General features: G+C 34.9%; 9 protein-coding genes and 1 pseudogene. 5 read left to right on the forward strand and 5 right to left on the reverse strand.

The features are described 5' to 3' along the window. Nucleotides 1-139: 139 nt before the first annotated feature. From RM539_RS07765 to RM539_RS07780, 4 genes are all read right to left on the reverse strand, one after another. A complete protein-coding gene (locus RM539_RS07765; RefSeq protein ID WP_311502820.1) occupies nucleotides 140-1,558 on the reverse strand; it encodes a hypothetical protein in 1,419 nt (472 codons plus the stop codon). Nucleotides 1,559-1,687: 129 nt separating this feature from the next. After that, a complete protein-coding gene (locus RM539_RS07770) occupies nucleotides 1,688-2,659 on the reverse strand; it encodes a bacteriophage abortive infection AbiH family protein (protein ID WP_311502821.1) in 972 nt (323 codons plus the stop codon). Nucleotides 2,660-3,211: 552 nt separating this feature from the next. Beyond that, a complete protein-coding gene (locus RM539_RS07775; protein WP_311502822.1) occupies nucleotides 3,212-3,562 on the reverse strand; it encodes a hypothetical protein in 351 nt (116 codons plus the stop codon). Nucleotides 3,563-3,732: 170 nt separating this feature from the next. Further along, nucleotides 3,733-4,008, reverse strand: a complete 276-nt coding sequence (locus RM539_RS07780) for a hypothetical protein (protein WP_311502823.1) — start codon at nucleotides 4,006-4,008, stop codon at nucleotides 3,733-3,735. A 180-nt stretch (nucleotides 4,009-4,188) separates the two neighbouring features. On the opposite strand from RM539_RS07780, the gene RM539_RS07785 reads away from it, so the two are divergent. Next, entirely contained in the window at nucleotides 4,189-4,419 is a 231-nt protein-coding gene (locus tag RM539_RS07785; RefSeq protein WP_311502824.1) for a hypothetical protein, read from the forward strand. A gap of 482 nt (nucleotides 4,420-4,901) precedes the next feature. Next, nucleotides 4,902-5,033 (forward strand): annotated as a pseudogene (locus tag RM539_RS07790) (IS110 family transposase); the annotation flags it as partial. A 198-nt stretch (nucleotides 5,034-5,231) separates the two neighbouring features. On the opposite strand, the gene RM539_RS07795 reads toward RM539_RS07790, so the two are convergent. Continuing rightward, a complete protein-coding gene (locus tag RM539_RS07795) occupies nucleotides 5,232-5,486 on the reverse strand; it encodes a helix-turn-helix transcriptional regulator (protein WP_311502825.1) in 255 nt (84 codons plus the stop codon). A 1,060-nt stretch (nucleotides 5,487-6,546) separates the two neighbouring features. Between RM539_RS07795 and RM539_RS07800 the strand changes: the two genes are divergently transcribed. The 3 genes from RM539_RS07800 to RM539_RS07810 are packed head-to-tail and all read left to right on the forward strand — an operon-like array spanning nucleotide 6,547 to nucleotide 13,810. Beyond that, nucleotides 6,547-9,555, forward strand: a complete 3,009-nt coding sequence (locus tag RM539_RS07800) for a SusC/RagA family TonB-linked outer membrane protein (protein ID WP_311502826.1) — start codon at nucleotides 6,547-6,549, stop codon at nucleotides 9,553-9,555. A gap of 10 nt (nucleotides 9,556-9,565) precedes the next feature. Next, nucleotides 9,566-10,960 carry a RagB/SusD family nutrient uptake outer membrane protein gene (locus tag RM539_RS07805; protein WP_311502827.1) on the forward strand — a complete coding sequence of 465 codons (1,395 nt, stop codon included), beginning with the start codon at nucleotides 9,566-9,568 and terminating at the stop codon, nucleotides 10,958-10,960. A gap of 9 nt (nucleotides 10,961-10,969) precedes the next feature. Beyond that, the gene (locus RM539_RS07810; protein ID WP_311502828.1) at nucleotides 10,970-13,810 is read left to right on the forward strand and encodes a M16 family metallopeptidase; all 2,841 of its coding nucleotides are present in this window, start codon (nucleotides 10,970-10,972) and stop codon (nucleotides 13,808-13,810) included. Nucleotides 13,811-13,853 lie beyond the last annotated feature (43 nt).

A 13,853-nucleotide genomic window follows, 5' to 3' on the forward strand; every position in this document is an offset into this window, starting at 1 on the left:
AGCATTACATAGAACTCTACCGTTCGTAAATTACGGGAGTAGGACACGGCCTTGTCGGATTAATCATTTTCTTTCTTGGTTTCTAAAATTACACTTTTCGGCAGTACCCGTTATTGTATGCTGTCCCGATGCAGTATTATTATAGTGGAATTCTTTCAATATTTTTTAGATCTTCTATACCGCAATATTTTAGAATTATTCTTCCCACAAATTTTGGTAGTTTATCATATCGATTAATCTCTCTCAAAGCGTTTAAATTTTCATTTATAGGGCGACCATGAAAAATTGCGTCTCTCAATGATTTTAATTCTTTAAAATCAATTTCAAATTCTTCCGGTTTAATATTTAAATGTTCAAATAGACTTTTAAACTGGTTAGACATCGATTTGACTTTTATAGGTGTAAGTTTAAATTTAATTTCCTTTATAAATAACTCTTTGTCTTCTTCGCTTATAATATCTGCTATTGTTTCTAAGCTTTGAGAGATGAATTTATCCGTTTTTCTTTTGCTTATATTAAAATTGTATTCTTCAACAACTTTCTTAAGATTTGGTTTTTCTCCAGCTAAATTGGTATCTATTTTTCCGGATAAAATATATTCATTTCGAATTTGTTCAAGTATATTATATAGTATCATAAACTTAGATTCATCACTAGTTCTCAATGCATAATTAAAGCGATCTATAATTTTAGAAAGGAAATTTAAATTTTTTAATAGGTGTGGACTATCTACATTTAATATAAAATTTAGAGGATTTTGACCAAAATCAAACCAAAATAAACCATGACTATTTACTTCATTATTAGTTACATCTTTGATTTCAACATGTAATTCATTTTCTGTAAAAATCCTTGAAATAGAATAATCTATGTTCTCATGGATTATGAACGAGTATAGTTTGCAAAGTAATTTGACATGGTCATTTATATCATTTACCTTAAGTTCACTATACTCAATATGAAATATTGGATCTTTTTTAATAACAACCTTTTGAGATGAATTATTCTCATGAGTGAATTTGTGCTTTGGAACAAAACTAATTTTATTGAACTCAATATTATTTTGAATATTATTAACCGGCTTCCATTTATATTCTTTGTCCCAAAAAAGACTATGGGTATATATGTAATTTAATTCTATTAATTTGAAAGCTTCTCTATTCAAGTAGATAATGCTTGAATCCTTATATGTATTGTAAAATATTTTCTTTACTCCGGTTAATTTTAAAATTATAAACTGTTTACCCGATTCATGAAAATCCGTACTCGTATGCATTCCTTTTACTCGATAATCCAGGAATTCGATTCTCTTTAGATTTTCAGGTTCTTGAACATCTACAAAGTGAAATCTTTTTAAAATATTATCTGAATGAAATTGTGTCCACGACATTATCTGTCTACCTAACTCGTCATCGTAGAAAATTTTTAAAGAAATTTCATTATTTTTTGCTTCATCTACGAGCAATTCTGTCTTGAAAATTTTTTCTGTGTTTTCTGAACTTATATTCAGATCCTTAATATCTATTTTTAAGTTGAATATTGTCCTTTCATTCATCATTGATATTTGTGGTTTTTAATAGGGGGTTACGGTCACGTATATTCGTCAGTTGCGGTGGTGAAGCTACGGATTTGTCAGATTTAGTATCTTTGCTTTCTATAAGCTTTTTATGGACAGCTCTTACCGTAATTAGATAAAATCTTCCATTTTACAAAGATTGATTTGAGATGCATCTAGACCTAAATCAATTAAAGATTGTTTCTTTTTCAGTTTTTCATCTTCTTTATGGTATGATACATTCCAAGTAATTTTATTCTTATTAGGCATACCAATAATTGTTTTAAAATATAAAGCATCGACTTGGGAAATAGAATGTCCTAAAACATTTATCTCTTGAATTGATTTTAATGAATTAAAGAAAGAAATATTATTGCTAATTATTTTCTCTGTTGATTTAAATGTGGTTTGAAAGTAATCTATTAATTCGTCCCGTCCATTTTCAATTGATAAATCGTAATTATTAGACTGAAAATCCATCCATTGTTCCTGTTCCTCCAGGCTCATGTTTTCTGGCATTTTAGGTTCTTCTTTTCGAAACTTTTCTGGATGTAAACCATGTCCCAAAATTAAAGGTGATATTCCATCGGCCTTATTATGAATATAAAGAATTTGATCAGAGGGTATGTTGTAATATAGTTCTAAAGTTTTGGTGTAGTTAAAATTTAGATAAATAGCATTTTCTTCTAAATTTAATAAGGTTAAATCATCGGTATCAGGGTAATGAACATTTTGAACAAAGGTTTTAAAATTTTCAAGTAATTTGTCCGTTAGATGTTTTTTTACTTCACTTACATACACTCTAATCGTATCCCAGTCTCCATCACTAAAATCATCGGAACCTGGATTAGCCGAGTATTCTGAAAATTTCTCTAAAACTTCTTCGATATCTAGACCTGCTAAACTATTCTCAAAGGTTGACCATAAAGGGTCTTTTAAACTAACTTCATCTTCCTCATCTAATTCGGGTAGATAAAGATATTCTAATAAATGATCATATGTTTCTTCATCAGTCTTTTGAAGGTATATGCCGAATGATGAATACCAAGTATCTAAACAGTGGTATAAATCGAATCCATTTCCAATTATATATAATTTATTCAAATTGTTTGTTTTTCGTTTTTCTAAAGGTAATTGCTGCCAACGATTACGGTTTGCATGCTAGGTTTCTCTCGCAAGTTTCGGGTGTAGGTACACGGACTTGTCGGCTAACGCTTTTGTTTGTTAGAAACCTAATTTACTGTGTTATGAAACCCGGAATTTCAGATGAACCGCTGTTATACGCCGTTAATTGTTCCAAATATTTACTGTCCTGGCATTATATGGTATCACTTTACATTTGAATTTATTTTTTATATACTCTAAATCTTGATCAAAATATACATCAATAAAACACTCCAAAGTCTTTCATTAACCTTCATTCCCATTTTTGCACCTTTGCTTACAACATCTATTATATGGTTGAGCTCCATCCTTCGAAGGTTTAAAAATTCTTAATTGTTTAGGTTTTTTATTGTATAGGTTGAATTCGGTGTTTTTCCTTTATAGGTATATTCTTAGTTAAAATAGTACTAGGGGTATAATCCTAATTTTCTATATTTTTTCTTTTACCATGCGCATATTTTCTTTTCAGATATTTCATACCAATGATTGCTTTTATTCCCCATAAATATCAGAATCGATATCAATCGAAATTTCCGTGATCATAATTTGCTTTGCATTTTTGAAATCAAACTTTCCTGTGGCAGAAAAAGGTTTATTATAATTTTCATTAAAGCTATGGTCACCCTTACTCGCCCCCATTACTAAATCAGCCGAAAAATTACCGTTCTTTACTGTAAACTCTCGTTTGGGAATGTCAACAAAAATATTTCCATAATCTATTTCACTTTCCCAAAAATCACATCCGTAATTTCCAGGGCTCGTATTGTTCAGAACATCATTCCAGACTTCCATATCTATACTAATTTCTTCAGAGATTTGCTCTCTTATTTCGTCTATTGTCATAATTAATTTTCTTCGTTTTCTTTTATGTTTTTAAGTACTTTCCAAATTACTACTATCGCATTATAGCATGAAATAAAAAAGGGTTATTTAATAACATGGATAAACCAAATTTTTGATAAATTTATCAATTATGTCCGATGTTCTGATGTGGTAAACCCGCAGATATTTAGTTAATTCAACATTATCTTAAACTCCTTAGTACCTGCTCCATCCTTCGAAGTTTCAAAAATGCTTATTTGTTTAGGTTTTTCCTGCATAGGAACAATAATGAGTTTCTCCGACCCAGGTATATCCTTAGTGTTACAATAATACCAGAAACAAACACCGAAATTTCCAAATTCCTTCTCTTCTATTTCAACTACATTCAGTGTTTGAATATCCTTATATTCCTTCCCCTGGGAGATAATTATTATCTCATCATTACTAATTTCTAATGTTCTTTCCATAAATTCAATCTCATAGGACTCTATGATATGTGCTGTTGCCGAACTTTTAAAAATTTGGCCGTGCATAATTACAGGGAAGAGAAGAAAAATTATTAATTTAAACACTTCTTATAACTTTATAGGAAAAATATAGAAAGTATTTTTAACCTACTAGGTGGTTTTTCCCCTAATTTAAAAGTTATGACACTTTACGAATCCAAATTATTGCCAGAGCAAGAGCAATATCGAAAACTTTTTAATGAAGGTGATTTTATAACCCATAGGTTCGAATCAAAAGCAAGATTTGCTTTGTATGCCTTAGACAAATTCTGTGTTGAAGTGGAGTATAACCCTAAAAATAACAGGATTGTAAATATGGTGAGTTTTATATGTGGAGAAAAATTAGATCTTTATTCTGATGGGAAATACTAAAATTTCTAGTTGGAATACGTAAAAATAAATATTAATTATTTTCAGCAACATCTGGATTTAATTTTTTGCCATTTCTGTCGAATGTTTTTTCGTAGTATTCGCCGGATTCAACTGCTTTTCAGTTTTTTAAAAAGATTTGCTTACTTACTACATTAAAGATGTAGGCTCTCTCTCCATTGGCCATTTCAAACAATTGAAGTTCGGTTCTTTCGAAATTTAAATAATTATAATAATTTTCTCCATCGTTGTATCATTTAATACAATTTCCGTATTTGGAAAACTAAGGTCTTCTTTCTAACAGCTTAAATTATCAAACGGCATGCAGCCATAGTCATCCTAAGTTTTAGCGGTAGTTTAGAAAATAAAGGAGGTAATTTTTTTACGGCTCATACTTCTAAAAAAAAGAAGCAGGCGTTATGGTACACATGGGAATAAAACTAAAAATAGTTTATACTTTCTTAATTTTACAAATTTTTATAGCACGGATGATAGTAAAGAAGAAGAGTAGAAAACTGGCACTGATTGCTGTGCCTACTAAGCTACTAAAACAAGCATTTGCAATTGCCAAATCAATAATCCATTATCATAAAAATTATAGATCGAAATTAGTTTAAAAGTAGTTAAATTTTATTTTAACTTTTCTTAAGCCAGTACTTATAAATCTCTATTCTTTGAAGTTAAGTTTATTCCAAAACCTACACTAAACCAAAATTCTTCGTTGTATATCCAATCACTTCCAGCAACTCCAGGTGCATAATCTTTTCCAGGTCTCTCTAAATTTTAAGACATCGACTACTATCATAGATGTCTAATTATCCCTTTAAATGTTTTTTGAATTCCAAATAAGTAGGAGTCTTGCTTTTTGACCAATCGCTCTTATTCAAAAGGTTTCTAATATCCTCTCTTAAAATTTCCGCAATTTTATTTAGCTCATTAATAGAAGGTTGTCTTTTGTTGTTGCGCCATCTAGATACAGTGCCTTCTGATTTTTTTAAATATTTAGCTATGACCCTATTATTAATCTTTCTCTCTGTAAATATTTCGTCCAATCTATTAGTGTTACTCATTTTTTTTTAATTTTAACAAAAAAGTTTGCCGTTTAACAACAAACATTATATATTTGTACTGTTGATAAAAGCGATAATAAAGTGGTGTACTAGATGCACCACTAACGATGTCACTCATGCAAGAAAACCGTCAATTTTCCCTATGAGTAGACCATGAGCTCGCTATCTATTGGAATTTGTATCTTGCGATATACCAATAGGGCGGGTCTCATGTTAGTCTTTGGGGAACCACGGCTCTGGTCGTGGCGGTTCTTGACGGTACCACTTGCAAAGCATTGAGGCTCGCTTTATTGGTTTTTTAAATCATTAAAGCATTTCCTTAACTTTCGGAGTAAACATCATATCATAACTGCTAAGATTATGAAAACGAAGTTTGCAAAACCACTATTCCCCATTTTCCGCAACCTACTTACAGCGGTCATAAATAATTGTGGCCAGAAACAGGTACAATCTCACCCCCTTCAATCTATCTTAAAGAACATAATTTGTGCACCAGAATAATGTGGCGTAACCGGTAGCAAAAAGTCCAGCCTTTTGCCCGGTCATACCGGTCCGCTCCTGCGCAAACTATAGAGGATTTGCTACAGGAGCTTAAGACCACTATATTATATGGTTATTCGCACTGCTATAAATGTAGTAGGTTTTCTCTTTTCGTGCAAACGCGAAGTTTTATTTCGTAGGTAAGCGGGACCGGTTTTTCGCTCTTACATTTTAATAGGTCAAAGTGGCCGGCAGTAATTATTACTGTATTCGCTAATTCTTGTTTGCGGGAACAAGGAAATCTCATAAACAATCCCGTGGGTTGCTGTTAGGTGCCCTATTATTAATAACAGCTTTGGGTGGGGTCTCTTTGAGGCTCTGGGAATATTGATTTGGGTTAATAGGTGTTAACGGATAGGGTCGTTAAGTTTAGAAAAAAAGAAATTGTTTATGAAAAGAAAAGTGAATTAGCCTTAGTTAAAGGTGTTAAGCCAAAAAGCCTTCCCCTAAGATTGGCGTCGAACGGGGAAGGCCTAAGCTTAAATAAAACAATGTTTCATTTAAAAACACACGTAAAATTATGAAAAATAATTATTCGCGCCTTAAATGGGTAGCGCTAATTATTCTTGGCGGGATACTTTTCTTTCTGTCAAAGTCTGCCAATGCAGCAACTACTAATATCGCTTACTTTCAACAGCAGGAGATTTCGGGTGTAGTGCAAGATCAAAAGGGGCAGTCTATCCCAGGTGTTACCATCACGGTTAAGAATACCACACGGGGTACGGTGACAAATCTGAATGGGGAATATAAAATTACTGCTCCGGCCAATGGTACATTGGTATTTTCTTATATAGGTTTTAAAACTTTAGAGATACCAATAGATGGTAGAAGTGAAATTAATATCCAACTGGAGGAGAATATTGCTTCTCTTGGGGAAGTTAAAATAAATGCCGGGTATTATAGAACTACTGAGAGCGAGCGCACTGGAAGTATAGCCAAAGTAACAGGTGAAGATATCGAGATGCAGCCAATTGTAAATCCTCTACAGGCTCTTCAGGGGAGAATGGCGGGAGTTGAAATAACTCAACGTGGCGGCGCCCCGGGTATGGCCCCGACTATCCGAATAAGAGGGCAGAATAGTTTACGGGATACACGCGATGATAATGGTAATTTACCTTTGTACATTATCGATGGTGTCCCAATTAATTCCGCTCCTGTTCCTAGCTATACAGGAGTTATTTCGGGTACAGGTTTAGACCCATTAAATACTATTGGGCTATCCAATATAGAGAGTATCGAAATTTTGAAAGATGCTGATGCTACTGCAATTTATGGTTCCAGAGGAGCCAACGGGGTAGTTTTAATTACTACGAAAAGAGGGTATGCCCGGGAGACTGAAGTAAGAGTCAGGTTATATTCAGGAGCGGGCCAGGCATCACGTAAAATGAATGTGCTAAATACCCGGGAATATTTAGATATTAGGGAACAGGCATTTGAGAATGATGGGGTAGAGCTTACAAACTCGAATGCTTACGATTTGCTGCTATGGGACAATGAACGTTATACCGATTGGCAGGAAAAATTTTTCGGGGGGACCTCTGAAATTTTAAATATGGATTTATCCGTGAATGGAGGAAATGAAAATACTTCATTTAGGCTTGGTGTTGGTTACCATAAGGAAGGAACAGTTTTTACAGGTGATTTCGATTACCAAAAAGCTACCGCAGCTTTACAAGTAAACCATGTCTCTGATAATGAAAAATTTCATATAGACCTTTCGCTTAATTACGGGGCAGATACCAATAACTTTTTAAATAGTGTTAATTCTTCACTGGTTTACCTGGGGGTAACTTTACCGCCTAATGCCCCACCAATCTTCAACACAGACGGTAGTTTGAATTGGCAAGATTGGGATGCTGGTAATAGGGATAATCCCTTTGGAGGGCTTTACAATACCAGTGAAATTTACTCTAATAATTTGTTAGCTAATGCTAGCTTCTCTTATGACTTATTAAAGAATTTAAAGTTTAAAACCAATTTAGGATATACCGATTTTGGGAGCAATGAACTTATAAAAATGCCCAAAAGGTCTTACAATCCTGAAAACTGGGGATCCATAACTGCTAGATCTACCCATTCAGCCGTGGAACGGAATTCCTGGCTAATAGAACCGCAATTAATCTTTAACAAACAATTGGGTAATAGTGAACTGGATGTAATCATTGGAGCTACGTTTCAGCAGAACACCAACTCTCGTTTGCTAATGAATGGATTCGGTTATAGTTCTGAAGCTCAAATAGGTAATTTGATGGTCGCGGAAGATGTATCGGTAAACAATGATGCTTCTATCGATTATAAATACAATGCATTGTTTGCACGAATAGGGTATAACTGGCAGCATAAGTTATTTGTAAACCTTACCGGCCGGCGTGATGGGTCTTCACGTTTTGGACCTGATAAGCGCTTCGCGAATTTTGGTGCGGTTGGAGCAGCCTGGATATTTTCGGAAGAAAAATTTATTAAGGACGCCCTGCCTGTCTTAAGTTTCGGAAAGCTTAGGGGGAGTTACGGTACTACGGGAAACGACCAGATAGGAGATTATGGCTATTTGGATGCCTATGAATCAACTCTAGCTCCGGGAGGATTAATTCCAGTACAATTATTCAACCCGGACTATTCCTGGGAAGTTAATAGGAAATTGGAAGCAGCTTTATCACTAGGGTTTTTGGAGGATAAGATTAACACGGAGGTAAGCTGGTATCGAAATCGCTCTTCTAACCAGTTGGTAGGTTTTCCATTACCTGCGACCACCGGATTTAATTCAATACAAGCAAATTTACCTGCGGAAGTACAAAATACAGGGTGGGAAGTAGTCTTAAGCAGTACCAACATTTCAAACCAAGATTTCAAATGGAACACCTCGTTTAATATTAGTTTTCCTCGCAATAAACTTATCAGTTTTCCAAACATCGAAGAAACCTCCTATGCAAATACCTATAGAGTAGGTCAACCTTTAAACATAGACTTACTTTACAGCTATGCGGGTATAGATTCAGAAACCGGATATTTTACCGTGGAAGATATAAACGAGGATGGAAGTTTTGATTACCAGGATCGTGTTATAGAAAGGGATCGCAGCAGGAAATTTTTTGGAGGAATGGATAATACACTATTCTATAAAAATTTTTCTGCACAATTCTTATGGGAATTTGTAAAGCAAGAGGGAATTGACCCTTACTTCCTCCTGGGTAATTTAGGCAATGCCAGTAATCAGGAAGCCGGGGCAATAAATAATGGCAATGGGCAGGTTCCATCACAATCAATTCAGGCACAAAGAGCCCACGGTTTTGCTTCGTTAAGTGACCTATCTACTTCTGACGCTTCTTTTCTGAGGCTGAAAACAATTTCTTTGGGATACAACCTGTCCAACAACCTTCTAAATGGATTAGGTCTTAAGAAGGGAAGGTTATTTGTAACTGGACAAAATTTAATCACCATAACTCCATACGAGGGCCTTGATCCGCAAGAAATTGGAATTTATCTGCCGGTTTTGAGAACCATAACTGCAGGATTAGAATTAACCTTTTAAAGCTAAAAAAATGAAATCAACAATTTATAAAGGAAATTTTATACTTCTTATGAGTATATGGATTTTCGCTTCTTGCGAAAGCTTCGTTGAAGTTGAAATACCAAATGATAAGATGGTAACCGAAACTGTGTTTGCATCAGAGGAAACTGCTCAAAGTGCTATGCAGGGAATTTATTACGAACTCTTTAATACTGGATTTTCGGGAGGAACTACAAACAGTATAACTGTCTTAGGCGGTTTATCAGCGGATATTTTGGAACCAATCAGTACCAATAATACCACTTTGATACAATTTCAGGAAAATGAAATTTTCACAGAAAACTCCGGTGTTCTGGGTATCTGGAATAGTGCTTATAATATTATTTATCTCGTTAATAATTTATTAGAAGGGATTGAAAATTCTGAAGGATTATCCGATTCGTTTAAGCATCGGCTTGAAGGGGAGGCTCGTTTTATAAGGGCTTTTACTTATTTCTATTTAGTAAATCTTTACGAGAATATTCCTTTGGTTCTAAGCACAGATTATGATGAAAACTCATTGATCTCACAGGCCCCGGAATCTGAAATTTACGAACAGATAGTCTTAGATCTTAACCGAGCTAGAGAGATTTTAACTAAAGACTATCTAAGGGATGAACGGTTTTATGCTAATTATTACGCTGCGACAGCATTGATGGCACGGGTTAAACTATACCAGGAGCAGTACAGTGAAGCTGCAATATTAAGTTCGGAAGTAATTGATGCGAACGATCTTTACGATTTGGTAAACCTGGACGAAGTCTTTCTAAAAAATAGCCAGGAAGCCATTTGGCAGATCTCTCCTGCGGGAAGGGGAAATATTTTGACCTGGACAGCAGAGGGAAGCACGTTTATCGGCAGTTCCTTTTCATCTATCAAACTTAGGCCTGAATTTGTAGGTTCATTTTCTCAAGAGGATTTAAGACGGGAAAAGTGGATTGGGAGTTTTTTAAGTGAAACCCGTGATTTCGATTATGTGTACAAATACAAAGACCGATCTAGCATAGATAATATTACAGAGTATGGCATGGTGTTACGTCTGGCAGAACAATATCTTATTCGTGCCGAGGCACGTATCGGGATGGGAGAGTTCTGGGCCGCCATTGAAGACATAGATAGAATAAGGGAAAGGGCCGGCTTGAATTTAATTTCAGAGGCCAATCCTGATATTTCGCCGCAGGAACTACAAAACTTAATAATAGAAGAACGTCGAAGGGAATTATTCGCTGAGTGGGGCCATCGATGGTTAGATTTAAAACGTCTCAATATAGCTTCCGAGGTCTTAAGTTCCAAATCTTCAGGATGGGAGGAAACCGATGTACTATATCCCATTCCGGCCCAGGAGAGAAGTAAAAACCCCAACCTTGAGCAAAACCAGGGTTATTAAATTTCTATTATGTTAGGTCAATTAAGAAAAACGATCATAGCGGTTATTTGCATATTTTACAGTGCTTTTAATTTTTTGATCGCACAGGAGGAAATTGCGATAATTACTGAAAGCTCGCTTTACTATGATAAGTTTGAAAATGGATTTTCCTATTATATCAAACCAGCGAAAAAGGATTCGGGCAAGGTTTACCTGAAATTATTAGTGAAAGTTGGTAGTCTGCAGCAGGATGCAGATCAGCCAAGTATGGCGCATTTTCTCGAACATATGGCTTCCAAAGGAGGGACTCATTTCCCGGAGGGGTTTAAAATGGATGAATTCGCAGAAAAGAATGTTTTTTTCCAAATTTTTACAGCTGGTAAGCGCTATGTGCAATACGATTTGTCAGTTCCAAAGGATAATGAGCATGCTTTAGAAACGGCACTCCTTTTTTATAATGATATTTTAACAGGATTAAAATTGAGAAAAGAGGATGTTGACAGTGAGAGAGGAGTTGTTAAGCAAGAAATGGTTTATAAAATCGGAAATCGATATGAAGAGCGGGCGTTAGAATCAAAACTAGAAAAATCTTTGTTTCCCTGTCTTCTTAATACCGGTGATTTTTTTGAGAATCTTGATGAATTCCCCAGGGAAAGCTTAGTTCGCTATTATCGCGATTGGTATCGGCCGGAACTGATGACGCTTATTGTAAGTGGTGATGTAGGGGAAAAGAAAATGGTCACCGATAAGATCAAAGAAACTTTTGGAAAGATACCTCCCGCCAAGAATCCCCGGAAACCCAAGGCTTGTGATTCTCTTTATTTTGCAGGTTCAAACAAATTTGTAATTCTAAAAAAGGATACGTTAAGGGGAAAACATGATAAATCCGTGGAGATCCAGATGTTCTATAGAGATCCCGAAACTATTCAGAAAATCTCTTCTGCAGAAGGTTTAAAGCGAAAATATATGTGGACAGCTATTACTCGTATCCTGAATAAACGTTTTAAGGAAGAATCTGAGTTTTATCTTAAATCTTATGATATATTATCCAGATACTCTTATACATCACATCCAGCTGCTTTTAGTATTAAAGTAAGTAGTCCGTATGGCGAGGGATCGGAGTCTTTGAATAAAGCACTTTCTATTGTGAAGCAGTTCAAAACATACGGGTTTACATCAGGAGAATGGAATCAGGCTAAAGATGAAGTGCTTCGAGGGTTAAAAGCATTGGATTCGGATGATCCAAGCTATTGGACGCTCCAAATTAGAGATCACGAAATTTATAAAGAGCCTTTAGACATAGAAAAATATAAAGGGCTTAAGGATTGGTTAGAGAATCTATCCTTTACTGCCGCTAATAACTTTTTATTTGGGTTACTTCCAAAGTATCCTAACGATATTGGCATCATGGCTCCTGGTGGCAGTTTTGTGGATAATTATTCAAAGAAAGAGTTTCGGGAAAAGCTAAGACAAGCCAACGAGATCCCTGTAAAACCATATCAGCCACCGAATACTCCTGACGGACTTATGGATGTTTCTGAGAAGGAAGCCTTAGAGATGAGAAATTTTCGGGATTGCGGTACCGGTCCGTTTGGGGAAAGAATCATTGAACTGAGCAATGGAGTAAAGGTTGTTCTAAAAGAAAATGTTCAGCCGATCGGTTTAAATAAGGAGGAGATCTCAATTCACGGTTTCAGACCTAAAGGAGCAGCTTTTTTTGGAGATAGCTTATTTTACTCTGCAATTAACGCTCCCGGTATTATTAAAAATACGGGAACAGATAGTTTAAATAAATTTGAACTCAACCGTTTTTTAAAAGGGAAGAGTATATGGCAGGGTGTCAATCCATATATAAAAAATAATGAGACAGGTATTAGGGGGAGCACTAAACCCGAAGATCTGGAGGAACTTTTTCAACTAATATATCTATACTTTACTGTTTCCAGAAAAGACGAGACGGCCTATAAAGATTGGAGGCAAAACCGAATAGATTTATACAAGGAAGGTAGGCATAGAACAATTATTTCTGATCTGCAAGATGCTATTTCTGAGTACACAGGCGACAGGTCAGAACTGCCAAAAGGATTTCTCGTACTTGAGGGAATTAAAAAAACCGAGATGGAGGAAGCTTACGCCATTTATCATAAATTATTTTCAAATGCCGAGGATTTCACCTTTATTATTTCGGGAGCATTGGAGACAGAGGAGGTGCTTCCCCTGGTTCGAAAATACCTTGGAAACTTACCTAATTCAGGAAAAAAAATCACCGATATTAAAAAAAGTAAAAATGTAAAAGAACCTAAAACTCCAATTTATAAAGAGTTTTCTGCACCCTATCCTAATAAAAGTTCACTCTATAAAGTTAAATTTTCTCAGAATGATATAAACAATTATAGTTGGAGAGAAGAGTTGAAATTAAATCTTTTGGGCATTTTGATGAATAACAAAATTCAAGATTTACGATATGAGTATGATCTTTCCATCTATAATGCAGCGGCCTATGGTAAATATGAAAATAATAAGTACACTCTTCAAATTTTGATCGATTGTATTCCAGAGGAATTCCGCATTATTCGGCAGATTTGTATGGATTTTTATTCCCAATTAAAAAAAGGAAAGTTTGACGATTCATTTTTTGATTCTTCTAAGAAAAAATTAGTGGCCTTTTACAAAAAACAGAATTTAAATAAAAATTCGAAGCTTCAGGAAAGACTTTATGAGTATTATAGTAATGGTAAAAATTACCCGAAATATGATGAGGTTATAGAATATATAAGTGATCTAAAGAAAGATGATCTAATCAAAACGGCTGTTAAATATTTTAAGCCCATCAATAGGTCTGAATTTGTCTGGGAAGCTAATAAACTGTAGAGAAGAATAGAATACCGGGTTTGAACCCGGTATTCTTCTTCAC

This window comes from Autumnicola musiva (assembly GCF_031846585.1).
Lineage (GTDB): Bacteria > Bacteroidota > Bacteroidia > Flavobacteriales > Flavobacteriaceae > Autumnicola > Autumnicola musiva.

What these genes read in the sequence shown, in the direction of transcription:
- RM539_RS07775 (WP_311502822.1), bottom strand. Translation starts at nt 3,562, where the DNA reads ATGACAATAGACGAAATAAGAGAGCAAATCTCTGAAGAAATTAGTATA.
- RM539_RS07805 (WP_311502827.1), top strand. Translation starts at nt 9,566, where the DNA reads ATGAAATCAACAATTTATAAAGGAAATTTTATACTTCTTATGAGTATA.
- RM539_RS07785 (WP_311502824.1), top strand. Translation starts at nt 4,189, where the DNA reads ATGACACTTTACGAATCCAAATTATTGCCAGAGCAAGAGCAATATCGA.
- RM539_RS07810 (WP_311502828.1), top strand. Translation starts at nt 10,970, where the DNA reads ATGTTAGGTCAATTAAGAAAAACGATCATAGCGGTTATTTGCATATTT.
- RM539_RS07795 (WP_311502825.1), bottom strand. Translation starts at nt 5,486, where the DNA reads ATGAGTAACACTAATAGATTGGACGAAATATTTACAGAGAGAAAGATT.
- RM539_RS07765 (WP_311502820.1), bottom strand. Translation starts at nt 1,558, where the DNA reads ATGATGAATGAAAGGACAATATTCAACTTAAAAATAGATATTAAGGAT.
- RM539_RS07780 (WP_311502823.1), bottom strand. Translation starts at nt 4,008, where the DNA reads ATGGAAAGAACATTAGAAATTAGTAATGATGAGATAATAATTATCTCC.
- RM539_RS07800 (WP_311502826.1), top strand. Translation starts at nt 6,547, where the DNA reads ATGAAAAATAATTATTCGCGCCTTAAATGGGTAGCGCTAATTATTCTT.